23 protein-coding genes and 1 riboswitch are annotated in these 22,033 nt (G+C 66.5%); of the genes, 13 read left to right on the top strand and 10 right to left on the bottom strand.

Annotated features, from left to right (window positions below; translation table 11 throughout):
- Positions 1-8: 8 nt before the first annotated feature.
- The 3 genes from I6I07_RS07080 (at position 9) to I6I07_RS07070 (ending at position 1,734) form a co-directional block, all read left to right on the top strand.
- Positions 9-485, top strand: coding sequence for a hypothetical protein (locus I6I07_RS07080; protein ID WP_198486134.1), 477 nt, complete (start codon positions 9-11; stop codon positions 483-485).
- Between the two features lie 306 nt (positions 486-791).
- Positions 792-1,136 (top strand): DUF596 domain-containing protein, encoded by a 345-nt coding sequence (locus tag I6I07_RS31890; RefSeq protein WP_420094582.1) that lies wholly within the window; start codon positions 792-794, stop codon positions 1,134-1,136.
- A gap of 106 nt (positions 1,137-1,242) precedes the next feature.
- Positions 1,243-1,734 carry a pentapeptide repeat-containing protein gene (locus tag I6I07_RS07070; RefSeq protein WP_198486132.1) on the top strand — a complete coding sequence of 164 codons (492 nt, stop codon included), beginning with the start codon at positions 1,243-1,245 and terminating at the stop codon, positions 1,732-1,734.
- A gap of 376 nt (positions 1,735-2,110) precedes the next feature.
- On the opposite strand, the gene I6I07_RS07065 is transcribed toward I6I07_RS07070, so the two are convergent.
- Positions 2,111-3,081, bottom strand: a protein-coding gene (locus I6I07_RS07065; protein WP_232625937.1) for an IS5 family transposase whose coding sequence is annotated in 2 segments (ribosomal slippage) — positions 2,111-2,268 and positions 2,268-3,081 — 972 coding nt in all. Because the reading frame shifts where the segments join, the coding sequence is not laid out codon by codon here.
- Between the two features lie 168 nt (positions 3,082-3,249).
- Between I6I07_RS07065 and I6I07_RS07060 the strand changes: the two genes are divergently transcribed.
- Positions 3,250-3,525, top strand: coding sequence for a MafI family immunity protein (locus I6I07_RS07060; RefSeq protein ID WP_198486131.1), 276 nt, complete (start codon positions 3,250-3,252; stop codon positions 3,523-3,525).
- A gap of 79 nt (positions 3,526-3,604) precedes the next feature.
- On the opposite strand, the gene I6I07_RS07055 is transcribed toward I6I07_RS07060, so the two are convergent.
- The 5 genes from I6I07_RS07055 to I6I07_RS07035 are packed head-to-tail and all read right to left on the bottom strand — an operon-like array spanning position 3,605 to position 9,522.
- Positions 3,605-4,882 carry an amidohydrolase family protein gene (locus I6I07_RS07055; protein ID WP_198486130.1) on the bottom strand — a complete coding sequence of 426 codons (1,278 nt, stop codon included), beginning with the start codon at positions 4,880-4,882 and terminating at the stop codon, positions 3,605-3,607.
- A gap of 16 nt (positions 4,883-4,898) precedes the next feature.
- Positions 4,899-5,849, bottom strand: a complete 951-nt coding sequence (locus I6I07_RS07050; protein ID WP_006389489.1) for an ABC transporter permease — start codon at positions 5,847-5,849, stop codon at positions 4,899-4,901.
- Between the two features lie 10 nt (positions 5,850-5,859).
- Positions 5,860-6,933 (bottom strand): ABC transporter permease, encoded by a 1,074-nt coding sequence (locus I6I07_RS07045; protein ID WP_198486129.1) that lies wholly within the window; start codon positions 6,931-6,933, stop codon positions 5,860-5,862.
- 31 nt (positions 6,934-6,964) lie between these two features.
- Positions 6,965-8,494 carry an ABC transporter ATP-binding protein gene (locus I6I07_RS07040; RefSeq protein ID WP_198486128.1) on the bottom strand — a complete coding sequence of 510 codons (1,530 nt, stop codon included), beginning with the start codon at positions 8,492-8,494 and terminating at the stop codon, positions 6,965-6,967.
- Entirely contained in the window at positions 8,491-9,522 is a 1,032-nt protein-coding gene (locus tag I6I07_RS07035; RefSeq protein ID WP_198486127.1) for a BMP family protein, read from the bottom strand. The genes I6I07_RS07040 and I6I07_RS07035 overlap by 4 nt, the downstream gene beginning before the upstream one ends.
- A gap of 451 nt (positions 9,523-9,973) precedes the next feature.
- On the opposite strand from I6I07_RS07035, the gene I6I07_RS07030 reads away from it, so the two are divergent.
- From I6I07_RS07030 to I6I07_RS07005, 6 genes are all read left to right on the top strand, one after another.
- Positions 9,974-10,888, top strand: a complete 915-nt coding sequence (locus I6I07_RS07030; RefSeq protein ID WP_198486126.1) for a VTT domain-containing protein — start codon at positions 9,974-9,976, stop codon at positions 10,886-10,888.
- A gap of 130 nt (positions 10,889-11,018) precedes the next feature.
- Entirely contained in the window at positions 11,019-11,945 is a 927-nt protein-coding gene (gene panE, locus I6I07_RS07025) for a 2-dehydropantoate 2-reductase (RefSeq protein ID WP_198486125.1), read from the top strand.
- A 169-nt stretch (positions 11,946-12,114) separates the two neighbouring features.
- On the top strand, positions 12,115-12,726 hold the full coding sequence (locus I6I07_RS07020; protein ID WP_198486124.1) for an NAD(P)-dependent oxidoreductase: 612 nt from the start codon (positions 12,115-12,117) through the stop codon (positions 12,724-12,726).
- A 187-nt stretch (positions 12,727-12,913) separates the two neighbouring features.
- Complete coding sequence (locus I6I07_RS07015) at positions 12,914-13,369, top strand: nuclear transport factor 2 family protein (protein WP_054431084.1); 456 nt, start codon at positions 12,914-12,916, stop codon at positions 13,367-13,369.
- Between the two features lie 11 nt (positions 13,370-13,380).
- Positions 13,381-13,950, top strand: coding sequence for a flavin reductase family protein (locus I6I07_RS07010; protein WP_198486123.1), 570 nt, complete (start codon positions 13,381-13,383; stop codon positions 13,948-13,950).
- Positions 13,951-13,954: 4 nt separating this feature from the next.
- Positions 13,955-14,452: a nucleoside 2-deoxyribosyltransferase gene (locus tag I6I07_RS07005; RefSeq protein WP_006392186.1), complete on the top strand. Its 498-nt coding sequence runs from the start codon at positions 13,955-13,957 to the stop codon at positions 14,450-14,452.
- Positions 14,453-14,478: 26 nt separating this feature from the next.
- Here the strand turns inward: I6I07_RS07005 and I6I07_RS07000 are convergent, their stop codons facing one another.
- A complete protein-coding gene (locus tag I6I07_RS07000; RefSeq protein WP_198486122.1) occupies positions 14,479-15,159 on the bottom strand; it encodes a TetR/AcrR family transcriptional regulator in 681 nt (226 codons plus the stop codon).
- 151 nt (positions 15,160-15,310) lie between these two features.
- Between I6I07_RS07000 and I6I07_RS06995 the strand changes: the two genes are divergently transcribed.
- Positions 15,311-16,519 carry an MFS transporter gene (locus I6I07_RS06995; protein WP_198486121.1) on the top strand — a complete coding sequence of 403 codons (1,209 nt, stop codon included), beginning with the start codon at positions 15,311-15,313 and terminating at the stop codon, positions 16,517-16,519.
- A gap of 54 nt (positions 16,520-16,573) precedes the next feature.
- Here I6I07_RS06995 and ribB read toward each other — a convergent pair whose 3' ends face one another.
- Both ribB and I6I07_RS06985 read right to left on the bottom strand, forming a co-directional pair.
- Entirely contained in the window at positions 16,574-17,287 is a 714-nt protein-coding gene (gene ribB, locus I6I07_RS06990; RefSeq protein WP_006392189.1) for a 3,4-dihydroxy-2-butanone-4-phosphate synthase, read from the bottom strand.
- Between the two features lie 108 nt (positions 17,288-17,395).
- Positions 17,396-17,553, bottom strand: a riboswitch (FMN riboswitch).
- Positions 17,554-18,050: 497 nt separating this feature from the next.
- Entirely contained in the window at positions 18,051-18,572 is a 522-nt protein-coding gene (locus I6I07_RS06985; protein WP_198486120.1) for an SET domain-containing protein, read from the bottom strand.
- 107 nt (positions 18,573-18,679) lie between these two features.
- Here I6I07_RS06985 and I6I07_RS06980 point away from each other — a divergent pair, with 107 nt between their 5' ends.
- On the top strand, positions 18,680-19,600 hold the full coding sequence (locus I6I07_RS06980) for a bestrophin family protein (protein ID WP_035361116.1): 921 nt from the start codon (positions 18,680-18,682) through the stop codon (positions 19,598-19,600).
- Between the two features lies 1 nt (position 19,601).
- On the opposite strand, the gene I6I07_RS06975 is transcribed toward I6I07_RS06980, so the two are convergent.
- Positions 19,602-20,072 (bottom strand): Lrp/AsnC family transcriptional regulator, encoded by a 471-nt coding sequence (locus tag I6I07_RS06975; protein WP_198486119.1) that lies wholly within the window; start codon positions 20,070-20,072, stop codon positions 19,602-19,604.
- A gap of 93 nt (positions 20,073-20,165) precedes the next feature.
- Between I6I07_RS06975 and ilvB the strand changes: the two genes are divergently transcribed.
- On the top strand, positions 20,166-21,986 hold the full coding sequence (gene ilvB / locus I6I07_RS06970; RefSeq protein ID WP_198486118.1) for a biosynthetic-type acetolactate synthase large subunit: 1,821 nt from the start codon (positions 20,166-20,168) through the stop codon (positions 21,984-21,986).
- The last annotated feature ends 47 nt before the right edge of the window (positions 21,987-22,033 follow it).

Genomic DNA, 22,033 nt, shown 5'->3' with positions numbered 1-22,033 from the left:
ATCGATCTATGAACAGCTCTTATGAGGTTGTACTTCAGCAGGTCGCACCAAGCGATTTGTGGGGGGTGTTGAAGACACTAGAGAAAAGCTCTAAGTCACTCTCTGGCCTGTCGGTTTCTGAAGATGTCAGAGGATTAGATTTGCAGATAATTAATAAGAATCTGGTTGATTCTGTTGTTGCTTATGGTGGGAATATATGTCTGTTGGGACAGCTTCACGAATTTAACGTCACGCCGGAAATAAGCTTGCCATTGGTTTTGCTGAGAGTGCTCAAATATCAGGATGACATAGACGTTGAATTGTCTTTTGATGAAACGCCTTTTTTTGACGTTGATCGTATCTTGCTTGGCATGAAGGAGTATTGCGATGGTTTATCAAACAAATTCGCCGTATCAAAATTTTATGGTGGGCTGGAGCCAGCCACAGATTTGGATACAAGGTATTTTACTGGCAACGCTTCTGGTTCTTTGAATGATGACATTTAGCCGTTCACTTTCTTCGGGCTAAGTCCAATACGGACGGGTTAGTAAGGGGGTGCCAGTTTATATGGGCGCTAGCAAATCCGATGTGATGACTAATTTAGGCAACTAGCTGGGATCGAGAGTATGCCTTTAGCGCAGGCGGTTCCTGAAAAAGGGACCTTATACAAAGCAAAAAGTGGTAGTGGGGCTCAAATAATTTTTCGAAATTTCTCTACATCTTCGCCGCAAACGGGAGCGTCTTGGACGATAGATGTTGTGGATAAGTCCATTAATGGCGGAAGAAAGGTGGAGATAAAATCTAAATGATTGATGCTATCTATAATTCGGTGTTGCGAAAATGCGTTTGGACTTTCAATGGGGGCCATATGGCAACATATGACGGTTGAGCTTCGCGATTCATCTGTTAATTACGCATGCCGAGTCAAACGGTTCTTCGCTCTGATGGAGCGTTTGATGATGGAGGGCAATCTAAGACTTGCTCATGATGGTAATTTTCTCGTTGGTTCTGTTGAAGACCAATTAAATGTGCTAAGGGAGGCGTGGCCTAAAGAGCTCGCTGAAGACGATCTTGATGGTTTTGGGCTTTGGTTTATCACAGAGGCCCCTGCTGGAGTTGTATGGATAGGCTCTGACGGGGAGGCGTTCTGGACGTAGTTTGGAAAATATTGGGAAGGAATCCGGAGATTGCTCCTGGGCTTCTATCTTCGCGTAAAGCTAGCCAAACTAGGCCCGTATCTGATGTTAAGGATTGGGGGAACCAATGATAAACATCTATTTTGAGACAGGTGAGGTATTAGCTTTGCCTGTCGAGACTCTTAGCGGTTCGAATTTGAAAAGCCTAGAGCTTCATCGTGCAATTTTTGATGAATTAGATCTTGCGCGAGCTGATTTTACTGCATCGAATCTGAGAAACGCGTCTTTTATAAATTCGGTTTTATTTAAATCAGTGATGAATAACGCGGCGTTAATGAATGCTGTTCTTATTGGTGCAAATATGGAGGGGGTGGCCATGTCGGGAGCAGTGGCTGTCTCCGCAGATTTCTCTAAAGCTAATCTCTCTGCCGCCAATTTAGAGAATGCTGATGTTGGCGCTGCCAACTTTTTTAAAGCAAATCTATGTGGAGCTAACTTGAGAGCAGACCGAATCGATAAAGCGAATTTTACCGATGCGCTTTACGATGACCTAACAATCTGGCCGGCAGGGTTCGATCCTATTGAATGTGGGGCTATCAAGGTTGAACGTGCTTTATAGGCCGGTTCATGAGCTTACGGGAGATATTCTGATCAGCCCGCTAAGTAGGAAAATATGGAGAAGCGCCTGCCTGATGGTCGTGGTATCCGACTGAATATGGGCGGAAATTTCAAAGGCTTTATTTATTGAGAATCTATCTATGACCAGCTCTTATGAGGTTGTACTTCAACGGGTCGCACTAAGCGATTTGTGGGGGTTGTTGAAGAAACTATAGTTCTAGGGAAAGTCTGAACAAGCCGAGGCCGAAATCCGCGAGACGCGCGCAGGTCGCTCAGCCTGCTCAAAATGGATAAAAACGGGAACGTCAGGCCCGGATTTGGGCTTTTCCGCCCGATACAAGCGCCTTTTGGGCGCTGTCGGCCGATTCCAGGCGTACCTATCCTGCCGCAGCCATCAAATGCCGACGCGCCAGCCAGATGTTCGACAGGGCAAACAGCATCTTCAACTGCGCCGTATTTTTGAACAAGCCACGGTAACGCACCTTCGTATAACCGAACTGACGCTTGATCACCCTGAAGGGATGCTCGACCCGTGCCGCAAGCCCGCCTTACAGCGCTCGTACGTCTCTTGCATTCGGTCCTGCTTGCCTTGGCCCAGCCTGCGCCGATCACCCGGACGCATGGCGATGTGCCACTGCACCTCGCGCCCCAGGTTCTCTGCGCGCTTGTGCACGCCCTGGTAGCCCGCATCACCAAGCACCAGTTCCTCCTGGCCATGCAGCAGCGCATGCGCCTGTGTCACGTCGTTGACGTTGGCCGCCGTGCCCACCACCGTATGCACCAGCCCGCTGTGCAGGTCCACCCCGATATGCGCCTTCATCCCGAAGTGCCACGTGTTGCCCTTCTTGGTCTGGTGCATCTCGGGATCGCGCGTGCCGCTGGCATTCTTGGTCGAACTCGGCGCCTCAATGATGCTGGCATCCACCATCGTACCCCGGCGCACCTGCAGGCCCTGGTCTTGCAGCAGCAAATTCACCGCCTCCAGCGCGTCGGCCGCCAACTCGTGCTTCTCCAGCAGATGCCGAAAATTCAGGATCGTCGTCTCGTCTCGAATGCTGCCCCGGCTCAACGACAGCTTGGCGAAACGACGCATCGAGGCGATGTCGTACAGCGCCTCTTCCATCGCCGGGTCGCTCAGCGAGAACCATTGCTGCATGAAGTGGATGCGCAACATCGTCTCCAGCGCATACGGCCTGCGACCATTGCCGGACTTCAGATAGTGCGGCTCGACCAGTTCGGCGAATACCTTCCAAGGGATTGCCCGCTCCATCTCCGACAGAAACTTCTCGCGCCGCGTCTGCTTGCGCTTGCCCGCGTACTCGGCATCGGAAAAACTCAACTGGCTCATCGACAACCTCGGATCGGATCGAACACCTTCAACAGATCAAATTCTGCCTCAGACCGATGAACTTGTTCAGACTTTCCCTAGTCGAGGCGTGGGGTTCAATGTGAACGACACTTTGATGCGTTGGGATTTGTGGGTGTCGAGATGCCAGACTAAGAAGCGGAGTGACTAATGATTGAATTGGAAAAAAGAATGCAGGCGGTTCTGGACGAGATTTCGGAATATCTTGCCCCCGATACAGAAGGAAATGTCAGAGAGCTTCTTGTGCATGGGGAGGCAGGAATAGCTTTGGAACTACTCTGCACGCAATTGGTGGAGTTCGATATAGCCATTCCAATGAAAATCAAAGAGCAGCTCGCAGTGTTTGCGGAGGATATGGGTATGGAGGTTAGCGAGTTGCAGGAGTTAAAGGCTTTTACGGGAGTTTCACGAGATGGCTTCTATTGAGCCATTGGTGCGAAATGAACCTCCCCGGGTTTCGCGGCGGCCGGTCAGCTTGAGTCAGACTGCGCCGACCAGCCCCCGCTCACTCGCGCGTCTGAAAACTCACCTGCCCCGGCCGCCCCGGCAGGTTCAACGTCGCCGTAGCCGGCGGCGTGGTCGCCACCACCTGCCCCGCGCGCAGCACCATCAGGCGCGTGGCGCGCAGGCGCAGCGCCTCGACCGGGTCGCGCGCCTGCAGCAGCACCATATCGGCGCGCTTGCCGACTTCCAGGCCGGTCTCGTCCAGGCCCAGGATCTTGGCCGGCGTGGCCGTGACGGCCTGGAAACAGGCGCGCATGGCGTCCTGGCCGGTCATCTGGGCCACGTGCAGGCCCATGTGCGCCACTTCCAGCATGTCGCCGGAACCCAGGCTGTACCACGGGTCCATCACGCAGTCGTGGCCGAACGCCACCGGCACGCCGGCCGCCAGCAGCTCGGGCACGCGGGTCATGCCGCGGCGCTTCGGATAGGTGTCGTGGCGGCCCTGCAGCGTGATGTTGATGAGCGGGTTGGCGATGGCCGACACGCCGGCCTCGCGCATCAGCGGGAGCAGCTTGGACACGTAGTAGTTGTCCATCGAGTGCATCGAGGTCAGGTGCGAGCCCGTGACGCGGCCCTGCAGGCCCAGGCGCTGCGTGTGATAGGCCAGCGTCTCGATGTGGCGCGACAGCGGGTCGTCGCTTTCGTCGCAGTGCATGTCCACGCGCAGGCCGCGCTCGGCCGCCAGTTCGCACAGGATGCGCACCGACTCGGCGCCGTCCTGCATGGTGCGCTCGAAGTGCGGAATGCCGCCGACCACGTCCACGCCCATGTCCAGCGCGCGCTTCAGGTTGTCGAGCGCTCCCGGCGCGCGCAGCACGCCATCCTGCGGAAAGGCCACCAGTTGCAGGTCCAGGTACGGCTTGACCTGCTCGCGCACGTGCAGCAGCGCTTCCACCGCCAGCAGGCGCGGGTCGCACACGTCGACGTGCGAGCGGATCGCCAGCAGGCCGCGCGCCACCGCCCAGTCGCAATAGGCCAGCGCGCGCTCGACCAGCGCTTCCTGCGTCAGCAGCGGCTTCAGTTCGCCCCACAGCGCGATGCCTTCGAGCAGCGTGCCCGACTGGTTCACGCGCGGCAGGCCGAACGACAGCGTCGAGTCCATGTGGAAGTGGGCGTCGACGAACGGCGGCGCCACCAGCTGGCCGGCGGCATCCACCGTTTGCGCGGCTTCGGCCTTCAGCGCCGGTTCCAGGGCGACGATGCGGCCCTGGGCCACGCCGATGTCTATGTGCTGGCGGCCGTCGGGCAGCGTGCAGTTCTTGAGGATCAGATCGAGCATAGTCAAACCTTGTGGATTACCGTTCGCCCTTGCGGTAGGGCTTCATCAGGGCCTGCGGGTAGGCGGCGCGGCGCGCCATCACCACCAGGGCCAGGATGGACAGAATATAGGGCAGCATCAGGTAGACCTGATAGGGCAGCTCGGGCAGGCCCGGCAGCGCCGCCCCGCCCTGCTGCAGCCGCAGCTGCAGCGCGTCGAAGAAGGCGAAGATCAACGCGCCCAGCAGCGCCTTGCCGGGCCGCCACGAGGCGAACACCACCAGCGCCACGCAGACCCAGCCGCGGCCGTTGACCATGTTGAAGAAAAAGGCATTGAAGGCCGCCAGCGTCAGGAAGCTGCCGGCCACGCCCATCAGCGCCGAGCCGGCGACGATGGCGCCCATGCGCAGCCTGGTGACCGACAGGCCCTGGCCCTCGGCGGCGGCGGGGTTCTCGCCCACCATGCGGATCGCCAGGCCCACCGGAGTGCGGTTCAGCACCCACGCCAGGATCGGCACCGCGGCCAGCGCCAGCAGCGTCATCGGCGTCTGCCCGGCCAGCACCGGGCCGATCAGCGGAATGCCGTCCAGGAACTTCATCTCGGCGAACGGCGTGATGGTGGGCGGCGTGTTCACGCTGGGGAACGTGACGCGGTAGGCGAAGTAGCTCAGGCTGGTGGCCAGCAGCGTCACGCCCAGGCCCGAGACGTGCTGCGACAGGCCCAGCGGCACCGTCAGCACCGCGTGCAGCAGGCCGAACACGGCGCCCGCCAGCGCGGCCGCCAGCACGCCCACGTACAGCGGCGCGCCCAGGTACACCACCAGCCAGCCGGTGAAGGCGCCGGCGGCCATGATGCCTTCGATGCCCAGGTTCAGCACGCCGGCGCGCTCGCACAGCAGCACGCCCAGCGTGCCCAGGATCAGCGGCGTCGCCAGCCGCAACACCGCGACCCAGAAGGCCGCGGAACTCAACAGGTCCATCCATTCCATGGCGTGCTCCTCAAGCCCGGTTGCGGCGCAGGCGGTACTGCGCGAATAGCGTCGCGACCAGCATGGCGAGCAACGAGGTGGCGACGATGACGTCGGCGATGTAGTTCGGCACCGCGATGGCGCGGCTCATGCTGTCCGCGCCGACCAGCATGCCGGCCACGAAGATGCTGGCCAGGATCACGCCCAGCGGATGCAGGCCGGCCAGCATGGCCACCACCACGCCGGTGTAGCCGTAGCCCGGCGACATATCGAGCGTGACGTAGCCGGTGCGGCCCGCCACCTCGATGGCGCCGGCCAGTCCGGCCAGCGCGCCCGACAGCATGGCGGTGCCCAGCATCACGCGGTTGACCGGCAGGCCCAGGAAACGCGAGGCGTGCGCGTTGGCGCCGACCGCGCGCATCTGGAAGCCGAATACCGTGTAGCGGTTCAGCAGCCACAGGCCCAGCGCCAGGCCGGCGGCCCACAGCAGGCCGGTGTGGGCGCGGGTGCGCTCGATCAGCTTGCCCAGTTCCAGGTCGGGATTGAGCGCGACCGACTGCGGCCAGCCCATCGCCATCGGGTCCTTCATGGGGCCGTCCAGCATCATCGAGACGAACAGCAGCACGATGAAGTTGCCCAGCAGCGTGGTCACCACCTCGTCCACGCCCAGGCGCGTCTTGAGCAGGGCCGGGATCAGCAGCAGCAAGGCGCCGGCCAGCGCCGCCGCCAGCATCATGCCGCCGAACAGCGCCGGCATCGGCAGGTCGAAGCCGGTGCCGTCGTGCAGGCCGCCCACCGCCACCGCGGCCAGCGCGCCCAGGTACAGCTGGCCCTCGGCGCCGATGTTGTAGAAGCGCGCGCGGAATGCCACGGCACAGGCCAGGCCGGTCAGCATCAGCGGCGTGGCGCGGGTCAGGGTTTCGGACAGCGCGAATTTCGAGCCGAAGGCGCCTTCGAACAGCAGCGCGTAGGTGCGGCCCACCGGCGCGCCGGCCCAGGCCACCAGCAGCGCGCAGACCGCCAGGGTGAAAAGGATGGCCGCGATCGGGGCCAGGGCCAGCGCGGCGCGGCTGGGCTCGGGGCGGCGTTCCAGGATCAGTTTCATTCGAGAAATGCTCAGTAGAGGGGGCGCGGCGTCAGGCGCGCGTGCCCGTCATGGCCAGGCCGACGCTGGCGGGCGTCCATTGCGCGACCGGCTTGTCGGCGACCAGCTTGCCGCCGCACAGCACCGCGATGCGGTCGGCCAGCGCGAAGATCTCTTCCAGGTCTTCCGACACCAGCAGGATGCCGGCGCCGCGCCGGCGCGCGGCCAGCAACTGTTCGCGCACGTAGGCCACCGCGCCGATGTCCAGGCCCCAGGTGGGCTGGTCGGCGACGATGAAGCGCGGTTCGCGCGCCAGGGTGCGGCCCAGGATCAGCTTCTGCATGTTGCCGCCCGACAGGCTGCGGGTGCGCACGTCGAGCGAGGCGGCGCGCACGTCGAACTGCTTGGCCAGCGCCGCCGCGTAGGCGCGGCCGGCCTTGGCGCGGATCAGCCCGAAGCGCGAGAAGCGCGGGTCCTTCAGGTCTTCGACGATGGCGTTTTCCCATAGCGGGCTGTCGCCGATCATGCCTTCGCCGTGGCGGTCCTCGGGAATGCGGCCGACGTGGGCGGCGGTCCAGCCGGCCGGCGTGGTGGGCGCGGCCGCGTGCTCGGGGCCCAGGCGGATGGTGCCGTCGGCCGGCTGGCGCAGGCCGGTCAGCACCGACACCAGCGCCTGCTGGCCGTTGCCGGCGACGCCGGCGATGGCGACGATCTCGTGTTTGTGCACCACCAGGTCCAGGCTGTCCAGGCGCGGCGCGCCGCCGCGCTGGTCGCGCACCGTGACCTGCGACAGCGTCACCACGGGCGCGGCCTGGCCAGCCGCCGCCATGGCTTCGGCGTGCGGCATGGCGACCTTGCGGCCGACCATCAGCTCGGCCAGTTCGGCCGGCGTGGTGGCGGCGGTGTCGCGCTCGGCCACCAGCTTGCCCTGGCGCAGCACCGCGACGCGGCGCGACACGGCCATGACTTCGTCCAGCTTGTGCGAAATGAAGATGACGGCCAGGCCCTCGTCGACGAAGCCGCGCAGCGTGGCGAACAGGTCCTGCACTTCCTGCGGCGTGAGGACGGCGGTGGGCTCGTCCAGGATCAGCACCTTGGCGCCGCGGTACAGCGCCTTGAGGATCTCGACGCGCTGCTTCTCGCCCACCGACAGGCTGCCGACGCGCGCATCCGGGTCCACGCCCAGGCCGAAGCGCTGGCCCAGCTCGACCAGGCGGCGGCGCGCCTGGCCGCGGCCCGAGGCCAGCTTCCACAGCGATTCGGTGCCGACCATGATGTTGTCCAGCACGGTCAGGTTGTCGGCCAGCGTGAAGTGCTGGTGCACCATGCCCACGCCCGCCGCCAGCGCGGCGTCGGGCCGGCCGGGGGGCAGCGGCTGGCCGAAGACTTCGATACTGCCGGCGTCGGCCACATAGTGGCCGAACAGGATCGACACCAGGGTCGATTTGCCGGCGCCGTTCTCGCCCAGCAGGGCCAGCACTTCGCCTTGCGCCAGCGTCAGCGAGACATCGTCATTGGCCGTCAGGCTGCCGAAGCGTTTGGTGATCCCTGCCAGCCGCAGGGCGAGAGGCGCTTGATTCATCGTGCCGACGACTTGGGTTCTTTGTCGTTGACCTGCACGCTGAAGCTGCCGTCCAGGATGGCCTTCTGCTTGGCCTGCACCTTGGCGATCAGGTCAGCCGGGATCTTGCTCTCGAAGGTGCCCAGCGGCGCCAGCGACGAACCCTTGTGCTTCATCAGCGAGTACTGGCCGAAGTCGGCGGCCTTGAAGGTGCCGCCCTTGACCTGCTTGAGCGCCTCGTCGATGGTCGGCTCCATGCTCCACAGGGCCGAGGCCACCACGGTCTCGGGGTATTGCGGCTGGGTGTCGATGACGTTGCCGATGGCCAGCTTGCCGCGTTCCTTGGCGGCGTCCGACACGCCGAAGCGCTCGGCGTACAGCACGTCCGCGCCTTTGTCGATCATGGCGAAGGCGGCTTCCTTGGCCTTCGGGGGATCGAACCACGAGCCGATGAAGGTCACGGTGAATTCGGTCTTGGGGTTGATTTCCTTGGCGCCCTCGATGAAGGCCTGCATCAGGCGGTTCACTTCGGGGATGGGGTAGCCGCCCACCAGGCCGATCTTGCCGCTCTTGCTCATGCCGGCGGCGATCATGCCGGTCAGGTAGGCCGGTTCCTGGATGTAGTTGTCGAACACCGAGAAGTTGGGCTGCTGCGGCTTGCCCGACGAACCCATCAGGAAGGCGGTCTGCGGGTAGTCCTTGGCCACCTTGCGGGCGGCGGCTTCGACCGCGAAGGCCTCGCCCACCACCAGCTTGTTGCCCTGCTCGGCGTACTGGCGCATGACGCGCTCGTAGTCGGCGTTGGTGACGTTTTCCGAGAACGTGTATTCGATTTCACCCCGGTCGCGCGCGGCGATCAGCGCCTTGTGGATGCGCGACACCCATTGCTGCTCGACCGGCACCGTGTAGATGGCGGCGACCTTGGTCTTGGCGGGCGCCTGGGCCTGGGCGCCGGCCGACAGCAGCAGCGCGCCGGCGGCGGCCGCGGCCAGCTTCAGCAGGCCACGGCGGGCGATGCCGCCGGCGGCCGGGAGGGAAAAGGATTTCATGCGCAAGTCTCCTTCGCGAGGATGGATGGGGAATGGGAGGGATGGCGGCGATGTCCGGGCGTCGCGGTGCGGCACGCGTGGGCGGGCTGGGTCGAGGGCGTGGGATCGGTCATCGGATGGGGGGAGCGCCGGGGCGGCGCGCCCCATCCGAATGGGCGGGTTCGCGGCCAGTCCTGGCGAAGCAAGTTGTATGCCATGGGGCATTCCCGCGGCAAGTCGGGGGAATCCTGATGGCCGGGCGGGATTATAGGCACCCTGGCGGGGAAACGTGGCACCAGGATGGTGCGCACCGTCGCGGTGCGTGGACACTTTTCGTCGTGGAACAGGCTGTTGCGGCCGAAATGGGCCCGAAAGGCCCTGGAAGCCTATCGCCAAGCGGCCATCGGCGCGGCCGTGCGCCTAAAATTCCCTGCATAGCGCCGCGCCCGTGCGCGGCAAGCCGGAACCCACCATGCAAGACATTCAATTGCTGCTCGAGCAGTACGGCGGCTGGCTCGTCTTCGCCAACGTGCTGGTCGAGCAGGCGGGCCTGCCCGTGCCCGCCTATCCCATGCTGATCGCCGCCGGCGCCCTGGCCGGCTCGGCCGGCTGGCTGGCGCCGTGGCTGGCGGCCACCCTCGCCTGCCTGCTGGCCGACTCGCTCTGGTACGCGGCCGGCCAGCGCTACGGCGCGCGCCTGCTGGGCGTGATCTGCAGGATGTCGCTGTCGCAGGACTCCTGCATCCGCCAGACCCAGCGGCTGTACCTGCGCATCGGCGTGCGCGCCCTGCTGGTGTGCAAGTTCCTGCCCGGCGCGGGCGCCCTGTCCACGGTGATGGCGGGCCTGACCGGCACGCCGTACCGCCGCTTCCTGGCCTACGACCTGGTGGGCGCCATGATCTGGGCCGGTTCGGCCCTGCTGCTGGGCGGCCTGTTCCACGGCGTCGTCAACGACGTGCTGGACGTGCTCGGCACCTATGGCCCGATGGGGCTGGCCCTGCTGGCGGCGGTGCTGGCGCTGTACATCATCGCGCGCGCCCTGCGGCGCTGGATCCTCAAGCGCAACCTGCGCGTGATTCCGCGGCTGTCGGTCGACGAGCTGATGCAGTGGCGCCAGGACGGCCGCCAGGCGCTGGTGTTCGACGTGCGGCCCGAGGCGCTGCGCGAGGCCGACCGCATCCCGGGCGCCATCGCCGTCGACCTGCGCGCGCCGCTGCCGGCCCTGGAGGCCGGCGCCGAGGCCGCCGACATCGTGGTTTATTGCGCCTGCCCCAACGAGGTCTCGGCCGCGATGCTGGCCGCGCGCCTGCGCGCCGCCGGCTATCCCAACACCTGGGCGCTGCGCGGCGGCTACGAGGCCTGGGCGCGGCACGCGCACCCGGCCTGACGGCGTGCCGGGGGCGCGCGGCGCCTGTCCGGGCCATGGGCGCGCGCGCGGTTTCGGCCCTCGCCCGGCGCGGCCACGGGCGCATAATGGCTCCATCGGCCCGCGCCTCTGACGGGCCAGGGAGACAGGCATGAAGTTGTTGTTCTTGGGCGCCGGCGGCACCGGCGGCTATTTCGGCGGCCGCGCCGCCCAGGCGGGCGCCGACGTGACGTTCCTGGTGCGCGAGGCCCGCGCCGCGCGCCTGCGCGAGCAGGGCCTGCGCATCGAAAGCCCGTTCGGCGACGTCACGCTGCAGCCGCAGCTGGCCACCGCCGACACCCTGAAGGGCTTCTACGACGTGGTGGTGCTCAGCTGCAAGGCCTACGACCTGCAGAGCGCCATCGACGCCATCCGCCCCGCCGTCGGCCCCGACACCGCGGTGCTGCCCATCATGAACGGCGTGCTGCAGTACGACGTGCTGGACCGCGAATTCGAGCCGCACCGGGTGCTGGGCGGCCTGTGCCAGATCAACGCCACGCTCGGCCCCGAGGGCCAGGTGGTGCACCTGGGCAAGCACGCCAGCATCGTCTTTGGCGAGCGCGCCGGCCCGGCCCGCAGCGCCCGCTGCGTGGCGCTGGCCGAGGCCCTGGCCGGCGGCGAATACGTCAGCCGCCTGAGCGAGGACATCCACCAGGACATCTGGGAAAAATACGTGTTCCTGACGACGCTGGCCGCCGCCACCTGCCTGATGCGCGGCACGGTCGGCCAGATCGCCTCCACCGACGACGGCGCCGACATCGTGCGCGGCCTGCTGCGCGAATCGCAATCGGTCGCCGCCGCCAGCGGCCACGCCGTGCGGCCCGACGCCGACGCCGCCGCACTCAAGATCCTGACCGATCCGTCCCAGGCCATGACCGCCTCGATGTTCCGCGACCTGCGCCAGGGCCTGCCGGTCGAGGCCGACCATATCGTCGGCGACATGGTGCGGCGCGCCCGCACGCTGGGCGTGGATGCCACCTGCCTGCGCACGGCGTACACCCATCTGCAGGTCTACCAGGCGCAACGCGCCGCGGCCTGAGGCCGGAGGAACGGGAGCCCGATTGGTGCATGGATTGCAAAAAACTCTTCCATCCCCGTGGGTTCCTGGATCCGGTCGGGCCGAATAGTATGGCTTTGCCTGAGCCCGGGCAGGACAGGACCGCAACGCGCGGCCGCCGCCCGGCGCCCACCCTCCAAGGAGCAAGACCATGAAAATCGCTTTGATCGGAATTACCGGCCGCGTGGGTTCCCGCGTGGCGGACGAACTGCTCAAGCGCGGCCACCAGGTGACCGGCATCGCCCGCAACCTGGGCGACGTCAATCCCCAGCCCGGCCTGACCATCGCGCAGGGCGACGCCACCGATCCGCACGGCCTGACGCCGCTGCTCAAGGGCCACGATGCCGTGGTCAGCGCCTCGCGCTTCGTGTCGGCCGACGCCAAGCCGCTGCTGGCCGCCGTGAAGGACGCCGGCGTGCCGCGCCTGCTGGTGGTCGGCGGCGCCGGCAGCCTGGAAGTGGCGCCCGGCAAACTGCTGATCGACACCCCCGAATTCCCCGACGCCTACAAGCCCGAAGCCCGCGGCGGCGTGGTGTTCCTGGACGCGCTGCGCCAGGAAAAGGTCCTAAATTGGACGTTCCTGTCGCCTTCGGCGCTGTTCGAGCCGGGTGAACGCACCGGCAAGTTCCGCCTCGGCGACGACACCCTGCTGGTCGACGAGGCCGGCAAGAGCTGGATCTCGATGGAAGACTACGCCATCGCCCTGGCCGACGAAATCGAGGCGCCCAAGCATTCGCGCCGCCGCTTCACCGTCGGCTACTGATCGCGGGCGGGCCGCGCAGCCCGCGCGGTGTTGTTTGCACGCGATACCCGGCTGGCCACGGCCCCCTGTCCCCCACAGGGGGCCGTGCGCTTTTCAGGCAAGGCCGCACTGGCGGCAGGGTCGATTTGGCCGGTTTTGTTTGTAAACTGGCAGGCCGCCAAGCCGGCGCACGACCCGAGTAGTCAGTATGAGCATGAAGTTGAAATCGTTGGCCCTGTGTTTGCTGCTGGCCGCCAGCTGTCTGGCCCCGGTCCAGGCCGCCGCGCCGCAGTCGAACAAGGACATCGTGGTGGCGTTCTTCCGCATGATGTTCCAGGACCGCGAGATCGACGAGGCGGTGCGCCTGTATGTCGCCAAGAACAACTACACCCAGCACAACCCCTACATGCGCGACGGCGTCGAGCCGATGGTGGATTTCTTCCCCCATTACTTCGAGCAGCACCCGCAGGCCAGCGTCGACATCAAGCGCGTCATCGCCGAGGGCGACCTGGTGGTGATCCACAACCTGTGGCGGGAGTCGCCGGAAGACCGCGGCCAGGCCGTGGTCGACATCTTCCGCGTCGAGAACGGCAAGATCGTCGAGCACTGGGACGTGAGCCAGGAAATTCCCGAAAACCCCGCCAACAAGAACGGCATGTTCTGAACAGGCTGCCCATGTCCGCTATCGAACCCGTCGAGCTGTCCCGCGCCTATCTGCTGCTGAACCACGGCCCCACCGTGCTGGTCACCAGCGCCCACGGCGCCGAGCGCAACGTCATGGCCGCGGCCTGGGCCATGCCGCTGGACTTCAGCCCGCCCAAGATGCTGGTGGTGGTGGACAAGAACACCTACAGCCGCGCGCTGATCGAGGCCTCCGGCGAATTCGCGCTGTGCATCCCGTCGCGCGCGCAGGCCCAGGCCACGCTGCAGGTTGGTTCGCACTCGGGGCGCGAGGAAGACAAGTTCCAGGCCAGCGGCCTGGCCACTTTCCCCGCCAGCAAGATTGGCGCGCCGCTGGTCGAGGGCTGCCTCGGCTGGCTCGAATGCAAGGTCGTGCCCGAGCCGCACAACCAGCAGGCCTACGACCTGTTCATCGGCGAGGTGGTGGCGGCCTGGGCCGCGCCCGACGTGTTCTCCGGCAACCGCTGGCACTTCGATGACGATGCGCGCCGCTCGGTGCATTACGTCGCGGGCGGTTCCTTCTTCGCCACCGGCGAAGCATTCTCGGTCTCCGATCCGGAGTAAGCCCATGCGCCGCGTCTATCTGGCCGGCTTCGACGTGTTCCTGCCCGACGCGGTGGCGCACGGCGCGCGGCTCAAGGCGCTGGCCGCCGCGCACGGCTTCGAGGGGCTGTACCCGCTGGACAACGCGCCGCCCGCCGGCCTGTCCGGCGCGGCCCTGGCGCAGTGGATCTACCAGGCCAACGTGGCGATGATCCAGCGCGCCGACCTGGTGATGGCCAATCTCAATACGTTCCGCGGCGCCGAGCCCGACTCCGGCACGGCCTTCGAGGTCGGCTATGCCATCGCCCTGGGCAAGCCGGTGTGGGGCTATACGGCGCAGGCCGGCAGCGTGCGCCAGCAGGTCGCCGTGGGCGTGGCCGCCGATGACCCGGCGCGCGCGGTGGACGCGCAGGGCTTCACCGTCGAGGACTTCGGTTTGAATCTGAACCTGATGCTGGCGTGCAGCGCCCGCATCGTGGTGGGCGACGCCGCCGACTGCCTGGCGCGCATGGCGCGCGACTAGCCTCCGCGTCCTGTCGAGCCGTTGTCTCAGGCCGCGCCGGCGCGGGCAGGCTTGCGGCTCGTGGCGCGCGTAGGCCGGGCCTTGGCGCCAGCGGCCGGCGTGCCCAGGTATCCCATCACCGCATCCACCACCGCCCGCTCCAGCTGTTCCGGGCTGAAGCCGGCCGGCGGTTCCAGCGCCGTCGCGTGCACCAGCGATTCCATGATGCGCAGCACCACGTAGGTCGCCAGCTCGCGGTCCTGCTGCGCGATCTCTTCGCGATGCAGTTCCAGCAGGTGGCGCATGCGGCGGTGGATGTCCTGGTCGGCGCGGCTGTGGTCGCGCGGCTGGTCGAACAACGGAAATTCCCGTTCCAGCACGCGGTGCAGCGCCGGCTCCAGCAGGTGCGCATGCAGCGAGGCGGCGACGATGGCCGCGACCCGCTCGCGCAGCGTGGCCGCGGGGTTGCCATCCAGCACCGTGTCGATCAGCGCCAGCATCTGCTCGTCGTGCCGATCGTGCAGCGCGGCGATCAGCGCGTTCTTGTTGGGGAAGTACTGGTACAGCGACCCGACGCTGACGCCGGCGGTCTCGGCGATCAGGTTGGTGTTGGTGCCGGCGTAGCCATGCTGGGCCAGAACGCGAGCCGTCGCCTGCAGAATGGTGTCCACGGTCTGTTGCGATCGTTGCTGGCGCGGCGATTTACGGGGCTGCGGGATGGATGTCATGGAGTTCTGGGAAAGCGAGTTTCAAACCTGAGCACCGGCTCATAAAATTTCGATACGCGACGGGAATCGCGTCGAGCACCCGCCGATTATGCCATCGCTGATTACGGCGATCGGGCGGCCAGGTGCCGTTTCCCTCTTCCAAGGAATTTTCATGTCGAATGCTTCGACGGCCGCGGCGCTGCCCGCGGCCGGCGGGACCGCGCGTCCCGTTTTCATGCAGATATTGCCTCTGGCGCTGGCGGTCTTCGTCGGCTTCTTCATGGTCGGCCTGCCCATGCCGGTGCTGCCGCTCTACGTCAATGGCATGCTGGCGCAGGGCGCGCTGGTGGTGGGCATCGTCGCCGGCCTGCAGTTCGCGGCGGCATTGTTGTCGCGCGCCTGGTCCGGCGCGCTGGCCGACCGCCGCGGCGCCAAGCGCGCCGTGGTCACCGGCTTCCTGCTGGGCTCGGTGGCCGGCCTGCTGTACCTGCTGGCCGACTCGCTGGTGTCGCAGCCGCGCGCGGCATTGGCCGCGCTGATGGCCGGCCGCGCCCTCATGGGTTGCGCCGAAAGCCTGATCGTCACCGGCGCGCTCAGCTGGGGCGTGGGCCGCGTCGGGCCGCAGAACGCGGGCCGCGTGATGGCCTGGGTCGGCGTGGCCATCTATGCCGCCTTCGGGCTGGGCGCGCCGGCGGGCATGCGCTTGTACGGCGCGGCCGGTTTCGAAGGCATCGCCTGGGCCACGGTCTTCATTCCCGTGCTGGCGTTGGCGCTGGTGCTGCCGCAGCGCGGCGTGCCGGCGGCCGGCGGCGTGCGCACGCCGTTCTACCGCGTGCTGGGCCTGGTGATGCTGCCGGGCCTGGGGCTGGCGCTGACCAGCGTGGGCTTTGGCGTCATCACCGCCTTCATCAGCCTGCTGTTCGCCCAGCGCGGCTGGGACGGCGCGGCGTGGATGTTCAGCCTGTTTGGCGTCGGCTTCATCGTGGCGCGGCTGTTCTTCGCGGGGCTGCCCGACAAACTGGGCGGCGCGCGCGTGGCGCTGGTGTGCGTGCTGATCGAGGCGGCCGGCCAATGGCTGATCTGGATGAGCCCGACGCCGATGTGGGCGTTCGGCGGCGCGCTGTTGAGCGGCGCGGGCTATTCGCTGGCGTTCCCGGCGTTCGGCGTGGAAGCGGTGCGCCGGGTGCCGCCGGCCAGCCGCGGCGCGGCCATGGGGGCGTACGTGGCGTTCCTGGACGTGGCGCTGGGCATCGCCAGCCCCGTCGCCGGCTGGCTGGCCGGGATGCAGGGCTACGGCGCGGTCTATGCGCTGGGCGGCGCGTGCGCGCTGGGCGCGGTGCTGGTGGCGATGGCGCTGCGGGGCCGGGCGGCGGCCGCGTAAGGCCGCGGCATTGCGCCGATCAAGGCGCCCGCTGACACGGGCGCCTTTTCACGTTCAGACGGTGGCGGCCATTTCCAGCACTTCGTCGTCGACCGGCTGGGCCTGGCCGTCGCGCAGCTGCTGCAGGTGGTCGGCCAGTTCGGCGATGGTCAGGGCGACCAGGCCGTGCTGGGCGGCGTAACGCTCGAGCGCGGCGCCGCGCATCATGGTGCCGTCGGCGTTCATCAGTTCGCACAGCACGCCGGCGGGACGCAGGCCGGCCAGGGTGGCCAGGTCGACCGAGCCTTCGGTGTGGCCGCGGCGGGTCAGCACGCCGCCGGCCTGGGCCCGCAGCGGGAAGACGTGGCCGGGGCTGACGATGTCGTCGGCCTGGGCGGTGGGCGCGATGGCGGCGCGGATGGTGGTGACGCGATCGACGGCCGACACGCCGGTGCTGACGCCTTCGCGCGCTTCGATCGAGACGGTGAAGGCGGTGGCGAAGCGGCTCTGGTTGCGCTGGACCATGGGGGCCAGGTCGAGGCGGTCGAGGACTTCGCCGGGCAGGCACAGGCAGACGATGCCGCTGCCGTCGCGGATCAGCTGGGCCATGACGGGCACGGTCAGCTTGTCGGCGGCGACGATGAGGTCGGCTTCGTTTTCACGGTCGAAGTCATCCATGAGGATGACGGGACGGCCCAGGCGCAGGTGATGCAGGGCGCGTTGCAGGCGCACGGCGAAGGGCTGGGCGGCCAGGCTGGGGGACTGCGGGGTAAGGGTAACGTTGGACATTGAAACGCTCTCGCGAAAAAGTGGGCGAAAAACGTTTCAGGGCTCATCGACAGCCGAACGCAAACCGGCTGTCCAGGCGTGTGCGGCCTGGGCAGGGGGCGTGTGACGGCACATCTTCTCTCATCCGGACTGTGACCGTCGGCTCTGGCATCTCACCAGATCTGCTGACCCCGGTGTCCTCCGTGAAGGACGCCGGGCGCTCGCGGGCTCGCCAAATTGCTTGGCATACCGCCGGTGGGGAATTTCGCCCCGCCCTGAAGACGTACTGCTTGTTTGTCGTGTTAACGACAGCGGGGATTTTACGCTTGTCTTGGGAATGGGGCGGAATATGCTTATTCGGGGTGGGGTTTTGCTGGCGTGTGGGTGGGGTTCTTGAGACGCCGGGGGTGGCGGGGCTTGGGGGGAGCGGGGCTACGATTGCGGTCCGGAGCGTTCGCTCCGGACTGCCCCTGCCTCAACCTCGTCCGCCTTCGGCTCCCTACGGTTTCCGTTGGGCGCATCTACACGCCCCGCTCCCCCCAAGCCCCGCCACCCCCGGCTCGGTCAGCTGTACCTTCACGGGCGCTGGGGGAAAGCGGTGTGCTTGGCGTTTTGGCCCAGGATGGGGCTGGGGGGGAGGGTCTTGCGGGGTCGTCAAAGGCGGCCGCGCGGGCGGCCTTCTTTGGCGTTTGAGGGGCTTGCGTCGGGGCGGTGCCGGGCTGGATACCGGGTGTTGGGCGAGCGCAGCCGTTGTGGCTGCGCTGTTGGTGCCCTCGCCGCTTGCTTACTTCGCGGCTTCGGCTTGCGCTTCGGCCGGTTTCTTTTTCTTCTTTTTTTCGGGCAGGGCCAGCATGGTGCCGCGGCACGGGGGGGTGCCGCAGAGGCACTTGTAGCCTTCCTTCAGGGCCTTGGTGATGCGGCCGTCTAGGACCAGGCCGTAGTCGTAGGAGAGTTCGGTGCCGCGCGGGATGTCGTTCAGGGCGACGATGTAGACGCGCTTGCCGTGCTTGCCTTCCTGGGCTTCGCAATTGGGTTCGCAGGAGTGGTTGATCCAGCGGGCGTCGTTGCCCTGGTCGCCGCCGTCGATGACGCGGCCGGAGCTGAGGGCGAAGAAGAAGGTGTGGAAGGGATCGTCGGGATTGGTGGGGTGGCGACGGTCGGCTTCCTTGGCGCTGATGCGGGCGCCGCCGTACTCGATGATGCGGGTGCCCGCGGGGATCTTGCGGGCGGCGAAGACGCCGTTGCCGTGCAGCTTGGAGCGGCGCACGACGTACCAGGGCTTGATGGGGGTGTCTTCGGTGGTCATTGAGTGGCAAGTGGGGCGGTGAGACGAAACAGAATTATATCGGCGCGCTCATGACACGATGACAGGCGTATAGTGAGCGCCGCCTCGTTTCTTTGTTCACCCGCACCATGATTGTCCGTCCGCGTCCTTCCGCGCTGGCCCTGTTCTTTGTCTTGCGCGGTTCCATCATTCCCCGCATCTTCAGCCGCATCCTGGTGATCACCGTGCTGTCGTGCGTGGTGGTCTGGATGTACCACCGGCACTGGTTCTCGCCCACGCACCTGTCGGCGGTGCCGTTCTCGCTGTTCGGGCTGGCGCTGTCGGTGTTCATGGGGTTTCGCAACAACGTCTGCTACGACCGCTGGTGGGAGGCGCGCAAGCAATGGGGCGACCTGATCGTGCAGGCCCGCAGCCTGGCGCGCGAAAGCGCGGTGCTGCTGGCGGCCAGCACGGCCAATCCGGTGCAGGAACGGCTGGTGCGGCGTTGCATTGGGTTTGGCTACGCGCTGGCGGCGCGGCTGCGCGACCAGGACATGCTGGAAGCGGTGCGGCCCTGGGTGCAGCCCGAGGAACTGGATACGCTGGCCGGCAACCGCAATGTGCCGGACGCGCTGCTGATGGCGATCAACCGCGACCTGGCGGCCTGTCTGCGGCGCGGCGAATTGACCGACATTCTGTACCAGGGGCTGACGCAGCGGGTGGCGCAGTGCGCGGCGATCCAGGCGGCCTGTGAGCGCATCAAGTACACGCCGACGCCGTTCGCCTATTCGCTGCTGCTGCATCGCACGGCCTGGCTGTTCTGCCTGCTGCTGCCGTTCGGGCTGGTGGGCACGCTGGAATACCTGATGCCGGTGGCGGTCACCATCATCGCCTACACCTTCTTCGGGCTGGATGCGCTGGGCGACGAACTGGAAGACCCGTTCGGCCTGGAAGCAAACGACCTGCCGCTGTCGGCGCTGGCGCGGGTGATCGAGATCGACCTGCTGGACGGGCTGGGCGTGCGGCCGCTGCCCGAGCCGGCGCAGCCGGTGGACTGCGTGCTGCGCTGACTCAGCTCGTCGGCCCGTTCAGCGGCAGCATGGTTTCCTTCAGGCGGCGCAGCACGAAACAGGATTTGCTGTGGCGGATGCCGGGGATGCGGTACAGCTGCTCGCGCAGCAGCCGCTCGTAGTCGCGGGTGTCGCGCACGGCGATGCGGATGTAGTAGTCGTAGTCGCCCGACACCAGGAAGGCTTCCAGCACTTCCGGGATCTGCGCCAGCGCCCGCCCGAACTCATAGAGCGTTTCCTCGCTGTGGCTTTCCAGGGTCACGTGGACGATGACCGTGTCCATGAACCCCAGGCTGGCCGGATCGATGTCGACCGTGTAGCCGCGGATGACGCCGGCGGCCTCCATGCGCTTGATCCGGTTCCAGCAGGGCGTGGACGACAGGCCGACCACGGCGCCGATGTCGTTGAGGCTGGCGCGGGCGTTCTCCTGCAGCGCGCGCAAAATCGCCAAATCAAACTTGTCCAGGTTCATTTTCTTTGATTCCTCCGATCCAAAGATAAATTTACTGCGTTTGCCGGCAATTCGTGGAAAAGAAGATAAATATTCTCCCGGATTCCCAATAAGATGGATAGCATGAACGATCGCCTGCACCCCTCCGTCGCCGCCGCGCTTGCCGCCCCTGAAACTCCCCCCGCCAACGGGGCCAGGATTCTGCTGGAAACGCTGATTGCGCACGGCGTGGACACCGTGTTCGGCTATCCCGGCGGGGCCGTGCTGCCGCTGTACGACGCGCTCTACGCCGAGCCGCGCCTGCGCCACGTGCTGGTGCGCCACGAGCAGGCCGCGGTGCATGCCGCCGAGGGCTACGCCCGCACCACCGGCCGCACCGGCGTGGTGTTCGTGACCTCCGGCCCGGGCATGGCCAACACCACCTCGGGCCTGCTGGACGCCATGTGCGACTCGATCCCGGTGCTGTGCATCAGCGGCCAGGTCGCCACCGGCGCCATCGGCACCGACGCCTTCCAGGAATGCGACGCCATCGGCATTTCGCGTTCCGTGACCAAGTGGAACACCCAGGTGCGTTCGGTCGACGACGTCGCCGCCGTCACCGCCCGCGCCTTTGAGCTGACGCGCCAGGGCCGGCCCGGCCCGGTGCTGCTGGACTTCCCCAAGGACGTGCAGCTGGCCGTGCCGCGCGACGCCGATGGCGACGACGACACCCCATCGCAGCAGAAACTGGCGGCGCTGCGCGCGCGGCGCCAGTCGGGCAAGCTGGCGCCCAAGCTGCCGCAGTCGGCCGTGCGCCGAGCCGCCGCGCTGATCGCCCAGGCCAGGCGCCCGATCTTCTACGGCGGCGGCGGGCTGGTGAACGCCGGCCCCGAGGCTTGCGCCGCCTTCACCGAACTGGTGCGCGCCAGCGGCGCGCCCTGCACCCTCACGCTGATGGGCCTGGGGGCGTTCCCGGCCTCCGATCCGCAGTTCGTCGGCATGCTGGGCATGCACGGCACGGTCGAGGCCAACCTGGCCATGCACAACGCCGACCTGGTGGTCTGCATCGGCGCCCGCTTCGACGATCGCATCACCGGCAAGCTGTCCGAGTTCTGCCCGCATGCGCGCAAGATCCACATCGACATCGACCCGGCCTCCATCAACAAGGTGGTGCGGGTGGACGTGGCCCTGGTGGGCGACTGCCTGCCGCTGGTGCGCGCCCTGCAGGCCGAGCTGGGCGAGCCGCTCGATCCGGCGCGGCTGGCGCCGTGGTGGGCGCGGGTGCAGGCCTGGCGCGCTCAGGACTGCCTGGGCTACACCCCGGCGGCCGACGCCATCCTGCCGCAGCACCTGATGTCGCGCCTGAACGCGGCGCTGACGGGGCGCGACGCCATCGTCTCGACCGACGTCGGCCAGCACCAGATGTGGGCCGCGCAGTACCTGCGTTTCGACCAGCCGTACCGTTGGCTGACCTCCGGCGGCGCCGGCACCATGGGCTACGGCGTGCCGGCCGCCATCGGCGCGCAGGTCGCGCATCCGGACAAGACCGTGGTCTGCGTCAGCGGCGATGCCTCGGTGCTGATGAACATCCAGGAACTGTCCACCGCCATGCAGCACCAGGCGCCGGTCAAGGTCGTGCTGTGCAACAACGGCTACATGGGCATGGTGCGCCAGTGGCAGGAACTGATCCACGGCGGCCGCTACAGCCACAGCTACAACGCCTCGCTGCCCGATTTCGTGGCGCTGGCGCGGGCCTTCGGCTGGGGCGCGGCGCGGGTCGACGACCCGGCGCAGCTGGACGCGGCACTGGCCGAATGCCTGGCGCACGACGGCCCCTACTTCCTCGACGTGGCGGTGACGGCGCAGGAGAACTGCTTCCCGATGATGCCGGCTGGCCATGGCCATCACAAGATGATGCTGGCCGAGGGCGTCTGGTACCAGGACGAGACGACCTGAATCGGGCGCGGTTTCAAGACGGCGGCATGCTTGCAGGCGCCGCCAAC

Source organism: Achromobacter deleyi (genome assembly GCF_016127315.1).
Taxonomy (GTDB): Bacteria; Pseudomonadota; Gammaproteobacteria; order Burkholderiales; family Burkholderiaceae_B; genus Achromobacter; species Achromobacter insuavis_A.
This window is presented reverse-complemented; position numbering and strand designations above follow the sequence as displayed.